We start from the raw sequence: 20,152 nt of genomic DNA, 5'->3' as shown, positions 1-20,152 counted from the left end.
TGAACGGATCGCTTCATCAACCGCCCTTGGCAGGGCGGTTTTTTTATGGAAAAGAAAAAAGACGCCGAACCGCAAGGTTCAAGCGTCGATGGAGGCCTCCCGCTCCGAGGCGGAGCGCATGCGCCGCAGCAGCGCGAATGCCGTCCAGCCGGCCCCCAGCGCGGCGACGAGGACGATCGCCGTCGCGAGGCCGGCGCTCAGCCATCCTCCCGAGAGGAACAGCAGCCAGGCGTAAAGCCCGAAGAGCGCGAGCAGCAGCGTCGGCACCGTCAGCAGGATGCCGGCACGGATATAGTAGCCCCAGGAGATCCGCACGCCTTTGCCCGCCAGCACATGCAGCCAGAGCAGCGTCGCCAAGGAGCCGATCGGCGTCATCTTCGGCCCGAGATTGCAGCCGATGACGTTGGCGTAGATCATCGCCTCGCGGATCGGGCCGGAGACGCCGGACTCCTGGATCGCCAGCGCGTCGATCATGACGGTCGGCATGTTGTTCATGACCGAGGACAGCAGCGCGGCCGCGATGCCCGTCGCCATCGTGGCGGCGAGCAGCCCGTGTTCCGCCGCGGCGGCGAGCGCGTCGCCAAGCGCGCCCGTCAGTCCCGCGCCCCGCAATCCGTACACGACGACATACATGCCGATCGAAAAGACGACGACCGACCATGGCGCGCCGCGCACGACCTTGCCGATCGAGACGGCCGGACTGCGGCGGGCCGCGCCGAGCAGCGCCAGCGCTGCCGCTCCCGTCACGAGCGATACCGGCAGCTCCAGCAGGTCGCTCGCGAAGTAGGCGGCAAGCAGCGCGCCCATCACGTACCAGGACAAGCGGAAGAGCCGCAGGTCCCGGATCGCGTCCGCCGGCGCGCGGACCTCCTCCGTCCGGTAGCGGCCGCGCACGTCCTTGCGATAGAACGCCCCCAGCACGAGCAGGCTCGCGCCGATGGAGACGAGCGTCGGCACGATCATGCGCGAGGCATACTCGCCGAAGGACAGGCCGAAAACGTCGGCCGTCACGATGTTCACGAGGTTGCTGATGACGAGCGGGAGCGAGGCCGTGTCGGCAATGAAGCCGCTCGCCATGACGAACGCCAGCACGAAGCGGCCTCCGCCGCCGAGCGCCCGCACCATCGCCAGCACGATCGGCGTCATGATGAGCGCCGCGCCGTCATTGGCGAACAGGCCGGAGACGGCCGCTCCGAGCAGGATGACCGCCAGGAACAGCAGCAGCCGGCTGCCGCCTGCCAACCTTGCCATATGGAGCGCGCACCATTCGAAAAAACCGATCTCGTCGAGCACGAGCGAGATGAGGATGATGCCGACGAAAGCGAGCGTCGCGTTCCAGACGATGCCCGTCACTGCCGCCACATCATGCAGCGAGACGACGCCGAGCGCGAGCGCCAGCAGCGCCCCCGCCGAAGCGGACCAGCCGATGCCGAGACCGCGCGGCTGCCAGATGACTAGAATCAAGGTAAAGATGAAAATGCCGATCGCCGCCGTCATAGGTCCTGTTTCTCCCCTGTCTTCCGTTCTGATGAGAGCACGGCTTCCATTATACAAAAAAGAAGGCCGTCCGTCCCGAAGGAACGAACGGCCTGAATCGCTTCATGCTAGGCTTGAGGCCGGGCGGGAATATGCTCCTGCTGCAGGATGCTTATCCGAATTCGGTTTACATAGCGGCCTTTCTTGAACGCTTCGTCCCGCAAGATTCCGTCGCGGCTGAAGCCAGCGACCTCGCGCCATGGTCGTCGAACCGGAGGACGCGAGCGCGTCAGACTCGCGGCTTCTCGCGCGCACTCTCCCCGCTTCGCTTGTCTCACTCCATGTCTAGTGTCTCCATCATGATATCCTACGACATCTGAAGCTGCATGGGACGATGTCCGATTCGCCTTCCCCTTATTGAACTCCCAGGCGCTGGGCATACTAAGTGTCATATGACAACGAGAGGGGCCGATAGAGATGACGCGAACCGTCAAAGAAGGCGGATCGGGACGGCTGCATCCGCTCGTCGACCTGAGGATGGACCGATCCTGGTTCGAGGAGCTGCAAGCCCGCGTGGACCGCAACGGCCCGTGGGATGATTGGACGCTGTACCAGCTGGCGATGGAGGCGGAGCAGGCCCGGCGCATCGAGAGCTTCGACGAGCTGCAATGCCTGCGCTTCCTGAACGGCCTCGAGCCGATGAAGCATCAGACCGAGACGGCCGTCAAAGTGCTGCATGACATGGGCGGACGGGCGATCCTGGCCGACGAGGTCGGGCTCGGCAAGACGATCGAGGCCGGGCTCGTGCTCAAGGAATACATGGTGCGGGGACTCGTGCGCCGGGCGCTCATCCTCGTGCCCGCCTCGCTCGTGCTGCAATGGGTGCGGGAGCTGAACACGAAGTTCGGCATCACGGCCGTCGCCCAGAAGCGCGCGCATACGTGGAACTATGACGTCGTCGTCGCCTCCATCGACACCGCCAAGCGCGAGCCGCATTGCGACCTGCTGCTCAGCACCGACTACGACATGCTCATCATCGACGAGGCGCACAAGCTCAAGAACAAGAAGACGACCAACTACCAGTTCATCACCCAGCTGCGCAAAAAATACTGCCTGCTGCTGACCGCGACGCCGGTGCAGAACGACCTGGACGAGCTGTACAACCTCATCACGCTGCTCAAGCCGGGCCAGCTCGGCGGCCAGGGCGAGTTCGCCTCCAACTTTGTCGTCGGCAAGCGCATGCCCAAAAACGAGGATCAGCTGCAGGAGGCGCTATCCTCGGTCATGATCCGCAACCGCCGCGGCGACGGCGACGTGCAGTTCACGAAGCGGATCGTGCGCAACGTGCCGCTGCGCCTGTCCAAGGAAGAAATGGATCTGTACGAGGCCGTCACCGCCTTCGTCAAAGAGCGCTACGAAGAGAGCGGCGGCAGCCTGACGAGCATGCTCTCGCTCGTGACGCTGCAGCGCGAGGTGTGCTCGAGCCGCGACTCGGTGTTCCTCACGCTCGTCAACCTGTTCAAGAAGACGGAGGAGGACTCCCCCGTCCGAGGCAAGATTTGGGAGCTGATCGAGGTCATCAAGCAGATCAAGGCCAACACGAAGGCGGAAAAGGCGATGGAGCTCGTGCGCGAGAGCGACGGCAAGGTCATCATCTTTACGGAATACCGCGCGACGCAGGAGTATCTGCTGCAATATTTCCGTGGTTCGGACATCACCGCCGTCCCTTATCGAGGCGGCATGGGACGCGGCAAGAAGGACTGGATGATGGACCTGTTCCGCGGCCGCGCCAAAGTCATGATCGCGACCGAAGCCGGCGGCGAAGGCATCAATTTGCAATTCTGCAGCCGCATCATCAACTTCGACCTGCCGTGGAATCCGATGCGCGTCGAGCAGCGGATCGGTCGCGTGCACCGTCTTGGCCAGACCGAGGATGTGCAGGTGTACAACCTGTGCACGCTCGGCACGATCGAGGAGCATATCGTGAACCTGCTCCATGAAAAGATCGATATGTTCGAATCCGTCATCGGGGAGCTCGACCACATCCTCGAGCGCTTCGAGCAGGAGGAATCGATGGAGCAGCGGCTCGCCCGCGTCATGCTGGAAGCGCCGGACGACGAGGCGATCGCCGAGGGCATCGACCATCTCGGCCGCTCGCTCCGCAGCCTGACCGAGCAGCCGCCTGCCTCGCCGAAGGCCCGGCCCGTCTCCGCCTCCGGCGAGGACGGCCGCAAGCTTTCCCGCGCCGAGCGCAAGCAGGCGCTGAACCGTCTGCTCGACGGCATATCCCAGCCCGTGGAGGTCGATGCACCATGAACGACAAGCAAGTGCAGCGCTTCGTCGCCCGCTATGCCGAGGCGACCGGCTCCCGCATCGTCGAGAAATCGCCGATGCATCTGACCGTCAAGCTCTCCCCCGCCGCCGACCGCGAGCTGACGAACCGGCCGTATTACTGGAGCTACGTCGACCGGGCAGGCGTCGAGCCCGAAACGATGACGTACGTGTTCGTCACCGACAGCCAGCGCTACGACGAGCAGCAGCTGCGCCAGGCCAAGGCCGAGGCGGAAGCGGCCGCCGAGCCGGGCTCGCTCGATCAGGCGGCGCAGAGCGCCCTCGCCCGCTCGATCGGCTTCGTGCACGGCTCGATCCAGGGCCGGACGCCGCGCGAGGACCTTTATTTCGGCTCGCGCAAGCTCGACCAGCTGTTCGCCGCCGCCCGCAGCGGAGGCAGCTACGTCTGCCTGTTCCAGGAGCCGGAGCGCCGGTCGCTCCATCCGCTCGAGTCGGTTGCCTATACGGCATGGCTCGGCGTCAACCTGCGCGTCGAATTCGCCTGCGACATGAAGCGCGAGGAGATCCATTCCTACGGCATCTCGCTGGCGACGGGCAACATTCAGGAAAACTTCCACGAGCGCCTGTCCGGCCTGAAGCTGACGCCCAAGCTGCCCGCCAACGTCCATGCCGCGCGCAACGGGGTCACGCCAGCCCGCGCCATGTCGCTGATCGAGGGCCATCTCGAGCGAAAGCTGCGGTCCGCGGACTTCAGCTGGGCGGAAGGAGCGAGCCGCAGGCTCCAGGAGGAGCTCGACATCCTCGCCCACTATTACGACCGGCTGCTGGAAACGGCCGAGGAAGACCAGCGGGACGCGATCGCCGCCCAGTTCGAGACGAGGCGCCAGGAAATCCGCTGGCAGTACGAGCCCCGGGTGACGGTTTCCGCCATCAACGGCGGCCTGTTCCATCTGGAAGGGATCGAATGAGCGGATTTTCGCCAAAGTAGACGTCCTTCCGCCACAATTAGCCCCGCGCGGGAAACGCCTTTCGGACAGCAAGCAACAGCCTTCGCCCGCGATTCAAGGTAGACTAACGAAAACGAATCCACTCGACAGGAGGCACCCCTGGACATGGCCCTTCATTCGCTCCGGCCTCTCATGGCCGCCCTGCTCGCCTTGACGCTCGCCGCGCTGCCGGCCGCCGTCTCCGCCGCTTCTCCTCTCGCCCCAGCCGCTTCCTCCGAGACGTCGCCGCAACTCGCCGCCTCGGAGGCCGACGCGGGAGCCTTCCGCTCCGCCCTCGAGACGAAGGCCTCGCGCTGGCGGGACGAGCTGTCGCGCCTGCCGGAATTCGCGGCCTGGAAGTCGGCCGAGCTGCGTCTCGAGCCGCTCGGCCCCGGCACGCATGCTTGGCTTGTCGACGTGCGCCAAGCGAACGGCGGACGTCCGGTCGGGTATATGATCTTGAACGCCAAGGATGACGGAACCGTCGAGCTGGGCGAATACGGCGCGGGCGAAAGCCCGCTTTTCCGTCCATCCGCTTTGCGCCGAGGGTTGGAAAAGGAAGGACTTCGTCCGGCGGATTTCACGGCGCTCATGCAGTATGCCTCGCCGTTCGCTGCCGTCTGGAGGCTTGAGGACCGTCAAGGCCGCATCCGCTTCGCCGATGCCACGAGCGGTGAGCTGCTGCCGATTCAGGAGAAAGACTGGAACCAAGCAGCGAAAAGGACTTCTTCATCGGCCATTTACAATGAAAACGCTTCCGTTACGAAGCCGAACAAACCGGCCTCGCTGGCGAAGCCGGTTCGTCTGACGAGCTCTCGTTCGTTCCGCGGAGACGATCCGCTCCAGCGGCTTGCCTGGCTGCTGCAGGCGCCGCTGGCCGCGCCGAGCGAAGCGAAGCTGCTGCAGCGGCTGCAAGCGGGCACTCCGCTTGATTACACCGCCGAAGTGTTTGGCGGCAAGGCGCTGTATATCGGCCAAGCCGCCGGATTCCATCGCTGGAGCGAAGCGCCTGCCTTCGGCGCGTTCCGCATGGCCGGCTCGACCGCCCTCCGCTATGTGCCGCTTGTGGATGCCGCGGCGGCCGGCTTCTTTTATCCGGTCGCCGCGCCCGGCTCGCAGGCTTAGCGCTTCAGCCCCCGCAGCCACATGCTGATGCCCATGCCCGACATGCCGAACCAGCGCGTCAGCCACGGCTCGCGGCTGCGCTTGCGCTCCCGGCGCTGCTGGCGGCGGACTTGGCTCGGCGTCTCGACGTAGCGGACGAACCGCTCCGTCATGTCCTTGATCCATTCCTCCGAATCCATCCTTCATCCCCCCGTCGGATTTGTTCATGGAGCTAGTATTTCCGCCGCCGACAGCATTCAAACGCGAATAGAGCCCGGCTTCGAGTGGAAAAGTAACCGCAAGCTTACCATGAATGGAGGATCGAGGATGAAGCAGATGAAGCTCCCCCGCTGCCGAGCGGCCGCGCTTGCCGTCGCTCTTGCGCTGCTTGCGCCCATGTCCGCCTATGCCGCTCCGACGCTGGATCTGGCTCCGTCATCCGAAACCGAAGGCAGTCCCAGCTACAAAGGCGCGCTGCCTTACGCCGAGGTGCTGATCGACGCCGGCCACGGCGGCATCGACGGCGGAACCTTTCATGAGGAGGTTCTCGAAAAGGACATCAATCTGGCGGTCGCCAAAAAGCTGCTCGTCCGCATGCAGCAGCTCGGCGTCAGCGCCGTCCTGAACCGGGTCGACGACTACGCGCTCAGCGACGACAACCGCTGGCTCGGCAGCCGCTCCAGGCATCAGCGGGATCTGTCCCAGCGAAGGGGACTGACGGAGGAAATCCATACCGGCATGCTCGTGAGCCTGCATGTGAACTGGTCGAAGCGCGGGGCGGCCCGCGGGCCGGTCGTGCTGCATCAAAAAAACCGCGGCGAGAGCGTGCTGCTCGCTCTATGCGTGCAAGACGCGCTCAATCGGCAGCAGCTCGCCGCCGAGCTGCCGAAGGCGGGCAGCCCGTTCTACCTGCTCAATACGGTCAAGCAGCCTGCCGTCATCGTCGAGATGGGCTTCATCAGCAACGCCGATGACCGGGCGATGCTGACATCGTCCGAGGGCCAGCAGAAAATCGCCGAAGCGATCGCGTCAGGCGTGCGGCAATACAAGCTTCTCTTTCGCTGAGGCCGGCAGCAGCTCGGTCAGCCGCACGAACCGGCTCTGCGGCATGGAGGCCGCAGCGGAGCGCACCGCGGCGGCGGTGATGAGCCCCGGCGCGCCGACGTGCCCGATCGTGATGCAATCGCTCTGCTCGCGAGCGAGCTTTTTGAGCTTGACGATCTGGCCGGAGACAAAGCTCGCGGTATAAACGTCGTCGAGAAAAAGATCGTTGCCCAGCACCGGCACGCCAAGCTCGGCCCCGACGCGGGGAATGACCGTCTTGTACGCCGTCCGGCTATCCAGGAAAAACAAGCCCTTTTCCTTGCACACCGCGAGCACGACGCGCATGATGCGCTCGTCCGCGGTTATTTTGCTGCCCATGTGGTTGTTCATGCCTACGGCATGAGGCACCTCGGCGATCGCCTTTTCCACCGCCTGCCTGACCTCGGCGTCGCTCATCGAAGCGCGGATCGCGCCGGGGCCGAGCCATTTCGGATTGCCCTGCTTCGGCTCCATCGGCATGTGCACGATCACGTCGAGGCCGAGCTGATGCGCCCGCTCGGCATCCTCGCGGGACGTCGGCATGAACGGCATGACGGCGGCCGTCACCGGCACCGGCAGCTTGAACATCTCATCGGTTCCTTTCATCCGATTGCCGAAATCATCGATGACGACGGCGATTCGGCTCGAAGCCGGTGCCGGCGATTCGCCTCGGCCCGCCGCTTGCGGCGCGGCCGCTCCGACCCAGGACGGCAGCAGGAGCAGCACGGCTAGCACGGCGGCAGCGCTTTTTCTGAACAGGGTCATGGCGGGAATCTCCTTCCTTTTCTCATGCCTGTACATTTTGCATCGGAATGGATGCGCTTATGCCGGCTTCGGGATAGGCAGGTTCTTCCGTACGGCGCCAGGGAGCCGCGATCGTCCCGTCATTCATGCAAAAAAGGCTCCCCGTGTGCCGAAGCAACCGGGAAGCCATGTGATGTAAAAGGAGTGGTGCGGTCAAGAGGACTTGAACCTCCACGTCATTGCTGACACTAGAACCTGAAACTTGCGCGCTAAAGGGAAGCAAGCGGAAGCTATGTTCCTTTAGAGGAACCAAAAAACCACGAAAAGCCTATAAAATCAAGGGGTTTCGGCGTTTCACGCCACCCTTCCCTAGTGCCACAAGGCGTCTCGTAAATTCATCAAAAAGTGACTGAAATTGCACGTTTGAGAGAACTCGGAGAGAACGATACTCGAATCAGCCCTGCTCCACTACCATCGACAAATTATAGCGGAGCAAGAAATTAAATACCTTTCTTGTGTAAGAAGCCTAATACAATCGCTTGATTAGGTTGTTTCCCTAGTTGACGATTCTTATATAAGAACTTTTCACTAAGTAACTACGATTCTTGTATTTTTACGCACATATGATAAAGCCGTGTATTTTTACCTGAACGATTATGCGTAGTTGTCATGAATCTTATATCAGAGTATGAATAATCTTTATCAGCATTTGTATCAGAAGAGACAAGCATTACTGGATATTCACGTGTTTTAACGTAGTTGCAATACCTATCCCAAAAAGACCCAAAATCTTTAACTTTAACATATGACAAACATACATTGAATGCATTTCCTGTTGTATCGTAAGAATATATCTTGTCAAGATGAACATCAAGATAATTAGTATTTAAGCTATCCAAATTAAGGGCTTCAATAATAGTAAAAGGCATTCTATCGTTTTCAACAAAAATATCAATTTCGCCAGATGATTTACCACTAGCAGAACTTCCGCGTCGAGTTTGGTCTTTTATGCGATATCCGTTTGTCTCCAGTAAATCTGTAATAAAGTCATTACGCTCATCTTCTGTAGTGCTAACGTAAAGCTTACGTGCTTGAAGTTTGATGCAAGCCAAGTAAAGATCACGAATAAATAAATCGGTTAGTGACTCTGTATTTTGTGGAGGCTTGAAGAAAATCTCGTTTGTAATATTTATCACTTTTATTGCATAAATATTTTTACCTTCAATACTAAGTGTACCAAATTCTATTATTGGTTGCTCAGCTAACAAACTGAGTGCCCGTTTAATAGGTTCATCTAATATGAACCCATTACTTATTCCATTAATAGAGTAATTATCTGTATTTTTGCTTACCCCGATTACAATGTAGCCATACCCCTCTGTCATGTTTGACAGAGCAGCAATAAACAAAGCCAAATTTTGCGGTCTGAATTCTACGTTTCTACAAATAAGATTTTTTGAATCAGGGGATTGTAGTAATTGCTTTACTTCATTAATGTCAATCATTTTTCTCTTATGCTCCTAAGTGGAATCTTGTTAACACCAGTCAGCTTTAATATTTTCCCAAATGTAATTTTTTGCGGCTCGCTCTTATCATCTTCAACCCATAATTCACAATCCTTTTCATAGTCAAGCATATCCAACTCAGTATCATAATATAATATTATTTGACCATAATCAGACGGTCGAGTAATTAAATATATTTCAGTACCGTGTTTTTTTATTACGAAGATAGTATTACTAATTCTGATTGGATCTGAAACGTCATATTCCGATTTTTTCTTATCTAAAAATTCAAGGATTTTATTCTTGGAGCGCTCAAGAATATCTTGGACATAGCTGAATAATTCTGAATTGCGTTTAGAATCATGAATAAATTCTGGGCCAAACACATTATTTGCCAGAGCACGATTTAAATCTTCTTCAGTTGAAATACCCCATTGTGCAAGAATTTCCATTGAAATCTCCACCGTTTTACTAGAACTACTTTCAACATTTGAGCGAGATAATATCTGCTCTAATTCTTGCACTCCAGAAACACCATATTTCTCTAATATGTCGTTGTATTCTTCAATTTTCGACATATTTTCAGCAATATCATTATCATTATAAAACCAATGTAAATTAGTTGATAATTCTTTGAAGCACTTTTTTACCTTTTCATTAGCCAAATTTTCTCTAAGCCAAAGATACGTTTTATTAAATACTTCTTTTACATCAATATCGTTGTGCCCAATGCTGTTTTTATTTTCTTTCACATACTGTGTGATTTTCTCGGAAATATTCTCTAGGTAGACAGTTCTATTTTCAGGCAGATCTAAAATAATGTCTTTTGATAACAATGTTTTACGTACATCATATCCAGCATATTTAGATGCATCTTTAAGGATTTCATCAATTTCACCTGAATCCAGTGATAATTCTGCTCTCATTTTGAAATTTCCATATTGATCAGGCAATATAGCAATCCGATCCAATAAACCATCTTGCTCATATTTCACCAAAATTCGAACGAAATTTGACACCCACATCATCGCCTCATGCTCACTGGCAAAATTAAAACTAGAGGCAAAGATTCTTATACTTTCATAGGAGCTTATGTCCTTGGTTATTTTTTCCCTCCAGAATTTCAATGCCAATTTTAATAGCTCTTGTGAATGTTTCGATACACTATTCCTTATCCAGGCATCTTTACCTTGTAATTCATAAACAAGATCTAAAAAGTCATTTTGTTCGCTATTCTGTTTAGCTTGAAGAGAAATAATGCTCTTATAAAAGTCTTCTGCTGAAGGATGTGATCTATGCAATTTTTTTAGAATCTCTGAGAAAACATCATCTAACGTGAGTTTTTTTAAATTAGCAAGGAACTCACTATTAATTTCTCTATCCAATAATTCAATTTTAAAATCGAAATTTAATACAGTAGATATGTCTTTATAAATTTCATCAATACCGCAATCAAGTGATACCTCATCTAAAGTACGAAATTCACCGTATTGATTTGGCAAAATACGTGGGCTTCTGCCAAGGTTGTTGGTATACAAATATTCATTAGAATAGAATAATGCTAATAATTCATTTAGCCAGTCAGTTACATTACCATTAAGATGTTTTGATAACTCACTAATATTTTCAAATGCTTCTACTCGGTTAATTAAATCTAATAAACCGTAATTTCGGCATTCTTCCCATAAAGAATTGTACCAACACTCTAATTCTTCACGCTTTGTAATCATATGGGGAATGAGTTTGCTTGATAGTGTCCATACTTTTGCCCTGAGAGTTTCATCTAAATCTTTTGGAATGAATACACCTGTACCGCCCCATTCATCTATAAGAGGCATTTTGCCAGCATTATGTGTAGAAATGAGAGGAATTTCTATGATATGAGACTTTAGTTTATTAATTATTTCTTGCTCAAACCACTCTTTAGATAGCCAATCCTTTGCAGGCTGTTCAGGGATTTTAGTAATGTTGTAGATTCCCTCATATTCTTTTTCTAAAAAGTAGTCCACTATCTTAACATAAAATAGTGAAGCTTCCATTAATATTTGCTTATTTTCAGCTATTTGTTTATGTACTTTATCCGTTAAATGTATTCCGTTTCGTGGTTCTGTTGGATTAAACTTAGGACTGTTTACTACAACAGGAAATGAAAAATCATTTGTTCCTAAGAGAGGAAAGTCGCAAAATATTTTGGGTAATTGAGTATCGTACTTTGTTGTAAAATTGTTACCTGCTTGCTGTTCGACTTCTACTGCAACAGATAAGTCATTCGTTCCCAAAACAAAAATATATCTATCTTTTGTCATCCCCTTTGTTGCAATTACAACATTTGTCACACTCGCATCTTCAAGCTCAGTTTCAATCATTCTGCCGCGGCTAATTTTTTGTATATATTGACCGCTTGTTACTGTGATTGAACCTATCTCTGGAACAAATGCAAATACGTAAGGTGCAGCAATAAGCAGATTCTTCAGACCTTTCTTTGCTGTTGACACTCCAGATTCGTCCAAAACATAGGTGAAGCAAGTATTGAAATCTTCGTCATTTATTGTTTTGTCAGTAGTTATGGTAGTATTCTTATCTAACTGCGAACAACTTTCTTGTATGGCACTAATTATTGATTGCTGATCCATACCAGATCGGTCTAAAATAACATTAAAAGAACATGGTGATTCACCAGCATCCTGCAGATATCCAGAAACCCTAACTTTTTCTGAAAGCAAGTGAGTAGTTAAAAAGCCTGTTCCAAATTTCCCAGTAGTCTTCTTATTTTTTTCATTAGTTATTGTGCGATCTTTTGTTGACACTTGTTCTATAAGAAAAACAATATTTTCTGTCGAGAACAGTTTACCATTATGTTTGAATTCAACAGTCTTATTGCCTTCGTCAAAGTTTATAATTATGTCAACCATCCCACTTGTGTTAACAACGTCTTTCGCATTTTGTATAAGTTCCCAGATCCATCTATAAGAGGTTGTCTCATCATTCTTCAATTTTAACTCAGTCAGCATATCAATTATTTTATTTGCAGCTTGTGTCTCTTGGGCTTTATTTCGTAAATTACGTATTTTCTGCGAAAACTCCATCATTTCACTATCACCTTCAACTATTCAATTGGATTATTGCTCACTGATTCAGTAATATTGTCAACCGGAATAAAACCATATCTCCCCACACCAATTACTTTGCTAAAGTGAATATAGTTCATGTTATCCTGTACTTCTTTAATAGGGTCTATATTTTCAAAAATGATTACCTGAACATCATTTCGAAGTTTAGATAAATTTTTGAAAAAGGCTTGCTTCATGTCTAACGATATATCTTCTTCACTACTGCTTAGTGTTGTTTGATTGAGTCTTTCTTTGTAAGTAGTTAACGGAGAATCTAAAATAATCAGCCCAGGATGCTTGAGTCCAATACTTCTTGTATATTTCATAATAGCAATAACAAAAGCAGCATTTAATATTGCCCGATAACCTTTTCCATGATTTTTTCTTTTCTTACCTGAAACAATTAACTCCTGATCATCATAATCTATGCTTACACTTGTTAAATCAGGGTAGTTCCATCCAGCAAGTAACTCTTTCACTTCTGTAGCAAAATCATCATAAATTTCTGTTGTTATTTCATTAACGAATTTCATCTTCTGATTCTTTTTAGACAACTCCCTCATAATATCTAACTGGCTAGTTTGATACTCAGCAATACGACGTTCATTAAGTTCAATTTCTTGAAAAATCTTTTTTATGTTCAACAAAGTATCCATTCTTTCTTTCGTTAATACTGCAACTGGCTTTAATTCACGCTGAATAATGACCTCAATTTCCTTAATTCGTTGACTTAAAAGTTTAACTTTTTCATTGTTTTCTTTATTCTCATTTTGTAGATTTGTTAATGTTTCTCTAAGATCAATTAGCTGAGCGTTAATTTTATTACTTTCCTCAGAACACGCAATTTGTAAATCCTCTAAGTAAAAATCATGATTATGCTCAGTAGTTTTTGAGTTGAAAGGATTATTGCAAACAGGGCAATTTGAATCAAATAATTGTGAGATATAGTGATCCCCTTCAATAAGAAATTGAAGTCGATCTAAATCAGAAAGATAGCTTTTTTCAAGCAATCTGAATCTTTCTAATAGTTCTTCAAGCATTAAAATTCTTGATTTTATTTCTTGTTCTTGAATCCATATTTCTTTCTTTTGTCCCATCCTAAGATTAATTTCTTTGCTATTATTTGATAATGTACTCATTAATTTCTCAATCTCTTTTGTTAGTTCATTGGCATCATAGTCCTGAATTTGTGCGCCTTTTTCTTTCAATTCCATTTTCAATTTCTGCAACAAAGAGCTTACAAACTCCAACTTTCCTTCGAGTCGGGTTCTGTATATCTTAGGGTCTTCTATCTCTTCTCCATGATTATCGTCTACGCCTGTTAGAATAGTCTTAAATGCAGACTGTTCAGTCGTTTTATTAGAGGGTATACCTGAAAAAATAGGCACTTCCTCTGATATAATTTTTTCCTCATTAAGCATCATTAGAGCAACAAGATTTCTAAAAGAAAAAGATACTTTGGTTCCTCTTGCATTTTTCCTTAAAAGCATATCTTTGATTCCCGTTAAGGATAAGAGAAATGTTGATATATTGTCCTTGTCATCCTTATCATGCTTAGCTTTCAGTTTCACACAATTCTGCAGAAATGAAATATCATCAATTTTTGACTCATAGACAAAAATTGATGAATCACCAATTTCACGCTTTAATGTATAGCTTTCTCCTTCGTATTTCTCAAGTTCAATAAAAATAGTTGAATACCCAATACTTTCATCTATTTCTTTTGGTTCATCTTTACCACCAAACATATAGTTTATTAATTGAAATATGTAAGTCTTCCCAGTATCAGAAGCACCTGAGATAACATTAAGCCCTTTTTTGAGTACGATACTAGCATTTCTCTTATTTTTTCCTGTAAGTCGGATTTCCGAAATAAAAAAACCCTCTGTATTCATTAGTTGTCCCCCCTTACGAAAGCTTCTTTTACAAATTCTCCACCCCAGCGATCAATATTTTTCATTATAAAATTTTTGAGTTCCACATCAGTATAATTAGAGAATTTGTCGATCAGTAATTTATTCACATCCAGAAGCCGTAGCATATAGTTAGACTCAAAATGTTGAAGAAACGCTTTAGAGTAAGGTGTTGCTCCATACAAAATTCCGCTTTTTCCATATTCGATGTTAATAAGCTTTTTGCTAATCATTAAGTGAAGCCCTTGGCTTACTAAATCTCGCTTTATCAGTATTTCACCAGATCGAGATGGTGTTGAAGGATGCAGACTCTCAAATTCTGGCTCAACATCACCATAATGTGTTAATAGATAATCCAAATAAATCAACCTTTGAATATCTATAGCTTTATTTTCTAATCCTGCTAAAATCACTAAGCATCGAAGTCCAGTTTCTAATGGAGTATTGAATAGGTAGGTTTCTCTACTTAATTTTACCTCGTTCATTTTCTCACCCAGTTCAGAATGTCATTGTTCGCCAGTTGATGGCAAATTCCACTTCTATCACTTCCATCAATGTAGCTAATTAGTACATTGCTTGTAATCTCCAATTTTCTAGCTTCTTTTATTGTTTCCTTAACACATACAAAGCCGTCAGCATGAGTATCCTCTGCAGTGTCTATTACTCCTCTATAAATTTCATCCTGCAACTTTTCAAAGGGCTCGTCATAAGGCAACTCATCTCTAGCAAATCTTCTAAGTGATTCTGCTTTATAATAGTCTTCCCGCTGTCTATTAAAATGTCGATGCAGCGAGCTGTAGCTTTTCAACTCCTCAACACCAGCAATCTTTTTTCCAAGGTGATCTGAATATGCTTCAAATAGTTGTGAAACATATCTTACTTCTTCCGGTTTTATTGAAGGCCCTGGGGCCTCCGACTGAGGTCTAGGCTTATTTAACCCACCACCAAAACGATATTTATAAAAAGGTGTGCTGCTGTACTGTTCTATCAATTTCTGAGGAGGACAGTGATTTATTATTGAAAAGTCAAACTTTTGGATATATTCCAGCAACTCATTAGTTAAAGAAACTTCACTTACATTCGTAATCTTTCTCTTGCATTTATCTTCCCAAGCTGAGATTAATCCAGCATTCAGACGAGTCGGATACTCGATTAATTCTGATAAAGAAGTTCCCAAACCACAAGAAGAAATCAAATAGTACTTTCTTGGAATTGTATATTCTTTAATAAACGTGTAGTAGCATAGTTTCCCCAATTCTAACCATACATCACTTGGATAAAGCGGATGGTCATAATGCTTACATTGATAATTATCCCAGACATGATTCGGGGAATCATTATTTACAAATGCAACTATATCCCTTCCCTTATCACCTGCCGAGCCTGAGCGATACACAGATGTATACTCTTTTTTCAAATATCCATCGACCCATTCACAAATCATATCCTCAAATTGATCTGCTGAAAATGTTCGCAATCTATCTATAGGGGGGATAGGCAACCCAAAAAGAATATCGTAATTATCCGGCTTTTGCGGTAATTTGAATGGTTTTAATTCACTTAGAGTAGTTTCCATATAATCACCTTTCAACAAGAAATGCTACTTCATTAGGATATTCTACATTTTCCAAGCATTTCCTCCCTTTTCCGCAAAAATGCTGGTCATTAACTCAACTTCCGCAGGGCGAAAATCGACTTTGATCCTTTTTGTTGGTAGGTTATTGGCGGTTAGATAGTCCAATTGCAAAATAGAAAAACACCGCTTTGTATGGCAATGTGAGAGTATCGAGCTACCACTGCCTGACCGAAAGGTGTCTTCCATCTTGATAACCGAGCAACCTGAATGTTTTACCAGATGATTGTTTTCAGCGGAGGCTAGCTTGTTCGGGAAAGCCCTATTACTCCACTGGGATACAGGATACAATTGAACCAGAACGTTATTCCACCAAAAATAGGATTCCTTTTGCTCCACTGAAATACGAAAGTTCTACCCCTGAATATGAGGTCTGCCAAACAACACTTGCTTGTCCGAATCAAACAGATTGCGGTACACTACTTGTCCCCGGCTTGAGGAAGCATCTACAACTTTGCCATCCCCCGCATAAATTCCAACGTGGGTAATATCCATAAACCTACCATTTCGCTCATAGCTCCAAAATACAAGATCGCCAGGAACCAGGTCTGCCGCGCTTACTGTCAGGCCATTTTCTACGCAAAATCTTGCTTGTTCCGCTGCGGTTCGCGGCAGGTTAATGCGTAGCTGTCGATAAACCCACTGAACGAGATAGCTACAATCTGTAAAGTCATCCTGTCCGGCCTTCGGTTGACTGTACGGATCACCTAAACGAGTTAGCGCCAATTTGACGACTTCACTGCCTATTTCTCCCTCGGGCAAATGCTGCCCTATATCCGCAAGCTGTCCCGGCGTCAAGCCGACATCCGTTTCTTTACCGAGCATCTCAAACATGAGTGGCCGAAACTCCCCAGACATCATTTCTCTCATGATGTCCATCTGTTCATTAGTAAAGTGGTAGGAGTCAGCTTGTTGCTCCGCAGTTTTGCTCGAAACGGTAATATGCAAAATGTGTTCATAACTGGTAGTCGTCTCTTCGCTGGTACTCCCATCTTCATGCTCTACCGGAACGGTTTCCGTATGTTCGATCGTTTCAATACGGGATTCCAGTTGATTCATGTCCCAAAACACCGATTGGATGATCCCGATCCTTGTTGCATCAAGTGTTGCTACATCCATTCCGTTTTCTGAATCCATGACAGTCTTCACGGCAAAAACGGCTATAATATCCATCCAATTATCTATTCGCGTGTTATCCGCGCTGCCGGGATAATGAAACTCCACCCGGTCTACACGGCCAGAGGACTGCTGTATTTCTGCCAGTCGGTCGGCATACTCAATGTCCAGCTCTTGAACGATTCGGGAAAGCGGCTTTACATCGGCATCCGTATTTTCGCCGGATACAAAGATACTGAAAGGCGAGGAAATGACAGCAGCTATTGCCATAACAATGCACAATAATACAATAACGGAACTACTGATTCCCAAAAGCGCGGCTACTCCTTTGACAAGCAAAGCGGCTGCTTTTACTACCATTTTAATGATCCGAAGATTTAATCGCGCTGCAGCTTGTGCCCTTTGAATGGAGCGGCGGGCAGTCATCGCCATCTGTGCAGTCCGCTGCGCTGTCCTGGCGCTATTCATTTTTCCTTCCGCTTGATAATCAGAGTGGCTTTTAGCCTGTCCTAGCCGTTGTCCCGTTTTTATAAATGGCGATAATGTCTTAAATTTCCTTTCTTTACGTTTGATCGTATGGCTTGCTTGCTTTGATATAGCGAAGGGGATTCGGGATGACGGTGGCCTGAAATGCCGCTTCCTCATGCTTACGGACGTTAGCGCTTTTGGACGATTCACGCGTACATTTGCTGAATGAGATGCCGCGGCGGCTAATGCTCCTTTTTTCCCGGCCGGTTCTTGATCTCTACCTTCCCGATTTAGAATTCGGTTAGTAAAGCTATTTTTGCGAAGAGGATGCAAAAGCCGGGCATTGACCCGGCTCCGTATAAAGCGTTGTTTTCTTGATTGATGGTTAGCTGACAAGAGATATTTCCCATCTACCGGCTTGCGGAGATGCAACCTACGGGCAAGTCGCAATTGACGTGTACCTGAAGGCTTAGTAATTATAGCAGCGGGGTTCTGTATCGATACCGTATCCCCTTCTGACTTTGCCCGCCTTTTTTGAATGAGCCTTATCAATCTTTTGCTAGCAACCACGCCCATACCAATTTGAAAACGTACCGTTTTATCTATGGCCGATGCAGAATGGTGCTGCGCATATTCATTTGGAGATTGTGAAATCGTCTTGTCATTGTCTTTATGCTGTTTTGTGCGTGCGCTCGAATGTTTTACACGATCCATCAAGTTTGGCAGTTTGTCCAAACGTTTAATGTCTTTCACAACAGTCCTCGTTTTAATATCCTTCATCTATTCCACTCCCTTAACTAGTTGACATTCAGCGAACTTGTTCGTTCAGCCGCTTGAAATTCTTCTCCTGGCTTCGGCAATAATCCGGATAACGAAGTTGAATCGCTTCAAAAAAATAGGGAGCGTAGCTGCAATCGAATAATTCGTGGGGAGTAGAGTAGCGTTCCCCACCTTTTTCCGTCCAGCCATTCCACAGATTAAAAGCAAGCCTGCACACGCGGATAGAACTACCGGTTTGCCACGAGGCTGCGAGACCTCCGGGCTTAATGCCCCCATTAGAAAAATCAAACAAATCGCGGATATGACTCCGAGTATCGCGGGAAATACCTAATGTGTAGAAAAGTGCCCGATGATAGCCGTCGCTGCATTTCCTTTCATCAAGCATCCGATAGTAGAAACTTTCGTGTTCAGCATCTCGAAATCGAATCGGATTCATTGTTACCTGCCCCCCTCATGGAAAATGAGCGGCTGGTTATAACCAGCCGCCGCCTACATAAAGCTCTTTACCTATCTGTTCATTTTGGCAAGAAAATCGGACCCTTTGACCTACCGCAATCACATTTTTTTGAGAAACTGCGCCATTTGTTTTAAGCCGCGTTCAATAGATTTTCGTACTGCCCGTTCATCAACTTGCTCAGCTTGGGCAATCGCTACTTTGCTCATGTCTAAGAAGAAGTGAGCATAAATTCGTCTGAACGATTTTTCCGGCAATCGACACATAGCCGCATAAAGCTGCTCATTGGAAAGCTTACGCTCGTAATATTCCTCCGGGGAAATCGAAAGGAAAAGAACATCTTGTTCTATACCGTCGTTCCGATCAAGCGAGTAATAAGCGCGATGACGATAGGTGCGCAATTTATATGCACTTTCGTTTAAGTCGAAACGGCGGATTTCTTGTGCCACTTCATCATCTAAGTCGATCCATACATCCGTTTTGATAAAGGGATACATGTCCCGCAAATTAATCCTTTTCATATTCGTCCCTCCATTTTGGTTTGTGGGCAAACCAAAATGGAGGGGGAGAGCGACAGCCAACGCTCCCTTTAAAACGATTGTTGATTTTGTTACATAAATAAAAAAGACCTTGCCGCTCAGCAATCCAATGCTGATTTGCAGCCAAGTCTGATAGTAATATCCATCGTTGAGGCGTTATGAGCCATACGAATAGTAAAAACACATAAAAGGATCGTGGTTTGACATTGCATGCAACGTGGGGCACATAATATCAATTTCCCTCCTCACATGGCAACACCATTGCGAGAGGAATAGCCAGTCTGTTTTATGATGGTGTTGTCCTACGTTTTAGTTCAAACGCTCCTTTTTGACTGTCCCGTATCACATGCCTTCAGCACTCGTCACTGTAATAGCTACCTTCTTTTGGGTTTCAATCAGAAAATAAAAAAGAGCGCTTCGCTTCTTTTTGCTGATCATCACAGCAAAAAATGAAGCGGCGCTCAATGGCTGGAATGCAAAGTAATGCGCATAGCATAAATACAGATGTATCCAGTTCAGGATGCATTTCTACCTATTTCTAAAAAAACAGATTAATAGGAACCGCATCATCGCCCTCCTTTCATCGGTATGATTGTACGACTTAATGCGGAAACATGACGAAACCATGGAACAAGTTATGCCCGTTTCGTCAATCCTTGCTTCACAAACATAAAGGACAGCCGATGATCTTGTAGGCTGCCCTTAAGCTTGCTATACTATCATCGTATCAGGAAAATCGTGCATATCGGGTGCACAATTCGTGCAAAACAAGAGCAAATCTAGTGCAGCGTTCGGTGCATGTTCGGTGCAAGAAAGATTCACGGCATCTCATCTCTTGGTGAGGAGTTAATCGTACTCGGAGAGATTGAACTGACTGCTAAAAATGGGGGTAGACCCTAGAGCCTGTTTGAAAAGATGGGGGATTGAGGTGATATTCTTCAATTCACGA

The 20,152-nt window shown here is 48.3% G+C and carries 15 protein-coding genes; 4 read left to right on the top strand and 11 right to left on the bottom strand.

Annotation, left to right across the window (positions count from 1 at the left end):
* Positions 1 to 78 precede the first annotated feature (78 nt).
* Positions 79 to 1,530: an arsenic transporter gene (locus HGI30_RS09205; RefSeq protein WP_328805282.1), complete on the bottom strand. Its 1,452-nt coding sequence runs from the start codon at positions 1,528 to 1,530 to the stop codon at positions 79 to 81.
* A 423-nt stretch (positions 1,531 to 1,953) separates the two neighbouring features.
* Here HGI30_RS09205 and HGI30_RS09200 point away from each other — a divergent pair, with 423 nt between their 5' ends.
* The 3 genes from HGI30_RS09200 to HGI30_RS09190 all read left to right on the top strand — a co-directional run bounded on the left by HGI30_RS09200 (position 1,954) and on the right by HGI30_RS09190 (position 5,879).
* On the top strand, positions 1,954 to 3,792 hold the full coding sequence (locus HGI30_RS09200) for a DEAD/DEAH box helicase (RefSeq protein ID WP_168907287.1): 1,839 nt from the start codon (positions 1,954 to 1,956) through the stop codon (positions 3,790 to 3,792).
* Positions 3,789 to 4,736, top strand: coding sequence for a YqhG family protein (locus tag HGI30_RS09195; RefSeq protein WP_168907286.1), 948 nt, complete (start codon positions 3,789 to 3,791; stop codon positions 4,734 to 4,736). The genes HGI30_RS09200 and HGI30_RS09195 overlap by 4 nt, the downstream gene beginning before the upstream one ends.
* Positions 4,737 to 4,880: 144 nt before the next feature.
* Entirely contained in the window at positions 4,881 to 5,879 is a 999-nt protein-coding gene (locus tag HGI30_RS09190) for a hypothetical protein (protein WP_168907285.1), read from the top strand.
* Here HGI30_RS09190 and HGI30_RS09185 read toward each other — a convergent pair.
* Entirely contained in the window at positions 5,876 to 6,058 is a 183-nt protein-coding gene (locus HGI30_RS09185) for a YqzE family protein (protein WP_168907284.1), read from the bottom strand. The two genes, HGI30_RS09190 and HGI30_RS09185, sit on opposite strands and share 4 nt — an antisense overlap.
* Before the next feature lie 127 nt (positions 6,059 to 6,185).
* Here HGI30_RS09185 and HGI30_RS09180 point away from each other — a divergent pair, with 127 nt between their 5' ends.
* A complete protein-coding gene (locus HGI30_RS09180) occupies positions 6,186 to 6,923 on the top strand; it encodes an N-acetylmuramoyl-L-alanine amidase (protein ID WP_168907283.1) in 738 nt (245 codons plus the stop codon).
* Here the strand turns inward: HGI30_RS09180 and HGI30_RS09175 are convergent.
* From HGI30_RS09175 to HGI30_RS09135, 9 genes are all read right to left on the bottom strand, one after another.
* A complete protein-coding gene (locus tag HGI30_RS09175; protein WP_168907282.1) occupies positions 6,888 to 7,706 on the bottom strand; it encodes a divergent polysaccharide deacetylase family protein in 819 nt (272 codons plus the stop codon). The genes HGI30_RS09180 and HGI30_RS09175 overlap by 36 nt on opposite strands.
* A 575-nt stretch (positions 7,707 to 8,281) precedes the next feature.
* The gene (locus HGI30_RS09170; RefSeq protein ID WP_021877435.1) at positions 8,282 to 9,190 is read right to left on the bottom strand and encodes an AlbA family DNA-binding domain-containing protein; all 909 of its coding nucleotides are present in this window, start codon (positions 9,188 to 9,190) and stop codon (positions 8,282 to 8,284) included.
* Positions 9,187 to 12,279 carry a sacsin N-terminal ATP-binding-like domain-containing protein gene (locus HGI30_RS09165; protein WP_198156122.1) on the bottom strand — a complete coding sequence of 1,031 codons (3,093 nt, stop codon included), beginning with the start codon at positions 12,277 to 12,279 and terminating at the stop codon, positions 9,187 to 9,189. Before HGI30_RS09165 ends, HGI30_RS09170 begins: the two co-directional genes overlap by 4 nt.
* Positions 12,280 to 12,296: 17 nt before the next feature.
* A complete protein-coding gene (locus HGI30_RS09160; protein WP_168907281.1) occupies positions 12,297 to 14,195 on the bottom strand; it encodes an SMC family protein in 1,899 nt (632 codons plus the stop codon).
* Positions 14,195 to 14,698, bottom strand: coding sequence for an ABC-three component system middle component 2 (locus HGI30_RS09155; RefSeq protein WP_069202419.1), 504 nt, complete (start codon positions 14,696 to 14,698; stop codon positions 14,195 to 14,197). Before HGI30_RS09155 ends, HGI30_RS09160 begins: the two co-directional genes overlap by 1 nt.
* The gene (locus HGI30_RS09150; protein WP_153783395.1) at positions 14,695 to 15,807 is read right to left on the bottom strand and encodes an ABC-three component system protein; all 1,113 of its coding nucleotides are present in this window, start codon (positions 15,805 to 15,807) and stop codon (positions 14,695 to 14,697) included. The genes HGI30_RS09155 and HGI30_RS09150 overlap by 4 nt, the downstream gene beginning before the upstream one ends.
* A gap of 393 nt (positions 15,808 to 16,200) precedes the next feature.
* Entirely contained in the window at positions 16,201 to 18,210 is a 2,010-nt protein-coding gene (locus HGI30_RS23040) for a C40 family peptidase (RefSeq protein WP_021877430.1), read from the bottom strand.
* Positions 18,211 to 18,238: 28 nt separating this feature from the next.
* Complete coding sequence (locus HGI30_RS09140) at positions 18,239 to 18,646, bottom strand: DUF6075 family protein (protein ID WP_021877429.1); 408 nt, start codon at positions 18,644 to 18,646, stop codon at positions 18,239 to 18,241.
* Positions 18,647 to 18,765: 119 nt separating this feature from the next.
* Positions 18,766 to 19,185, bottom strand: a complete 420-nt coding sequence (locus HGI30_RS09135) for a sigma factor-like helix-turn-helix DNA-binding protein (protein ID WP_048744023.1) — start codon at positions 19,183 to 19,185, stop codon at positions 18,766 to 18,768.
* Between the last annotated feature and the right edge of the window lie 967 nt (positions 19,186 to 20,152).

The organism is Paenibacillus albicereus, from assembly GCF_012676905.1.
GTDB classification, from domain to species: Bacteria; Bacillota; Bacilli; order Paenibacillales; family Paenibacillaceae; genus Paenibacillus_O; species Paenibacillus_O albicereus.
The sequence above is the reverse complement of the archived record's forward strand: the minus strand, read 5'-3'. Positions and strand labels throughout refer to the sequence as shown.

Bases quoted from the DNA above. Each gene is read 5' to 3' on its own strand.
- HGI30_RS09195 (WP_168907286.1), top strand. From the start codon at position 3,789: ATGAACGACAAGCAAGTGCAGCGCTTCGTCGCCCGCTATGCCGAGGCG.
- HGI30_RS09185 (WP_168907284.1), bottom strand. From the start codon at position 6,058: ATGGATTCGGAGGAATGGATCAAGGACATGACGGAGCGGTTCGTCCGC.
- HGI30_RS09155 (WP_069202419.1), bottom strand. From the start codon at position 14,698: ATGAACGAGGTAAAATTAAGTAGAGAAACCTACCTATTCAATACTCCA.
- HGI30_RS09190 (WP_168907285.1), top strand. From the start codon at position 4,881: ATGGCCCTTCATTCGCTCCGGCCTCTCATGGCCGCCCTGCTCGCCTTG.
- HGI30_RS09175 (WP_168907282.1), bottom strand. From the start codon at position 7,706: ATGACCCTGTTCAGAAAAAGCGCTGCCGCCGTGCTAGCCGTGCTGCTC.
- HGI30_RS23040 (WP_021877430.1), bottom strand. From the start codon at position 18,210: ATGAAGGATATTAAAACGAGGACTGTTGTGAAAGACATTAAACGTTTG.
- HGI30_RS09200 (WP_168907287.1), top strand. From the start codon at position 1,954: ATGACGCGAACCGTCAAAGAAGGCGGATCGGGACGGCTGCATCCGCTC.
- HGI30_RS09135 (WP_048744023.1), bottom strand. From the start codon at position 19,185: ATGAAAAGGATTAATTTGCGGGACATGTATCCCTTTATCAAAACGGAT.
- HGI30_RS09140 (WP_021877429.1), bottom strand. From the start codon at position 18,646: ATGAATCCGATTCGATTTCGAGATGCTGAACACGAAAGTTTCTACTAT.
- HGI30_RS09180 (WP_168907283.1), top strand. From the start codon at position 6,186: ATGAAGCAGATGAAGCTCCCCCGCTGCCGAGCGGCCGCGCTTGCCGTC.
- HGI30_RS09165 (WP_198156122.1), bottom strand. From the start codon at position 12,279: ATGATGGAGTTTTCGCAGAAAATACGTAATTTACGAAATAAAGCCCAA.
- HGI30_RS09160 (WP_168907281.1), bottom strand. From the start codon at position 14,195: ATGAATACAGAGGGTTTTTTTATTTCGGAAATCCGACTTACAGGAAAA.
- HGI30_RS09170 (WP_021877435.1), bottom strand. From the start codon at position 9,190: ATGATTGACATTAATGAAGTAAAGCAATTACTACAATCCCCTGATTCA.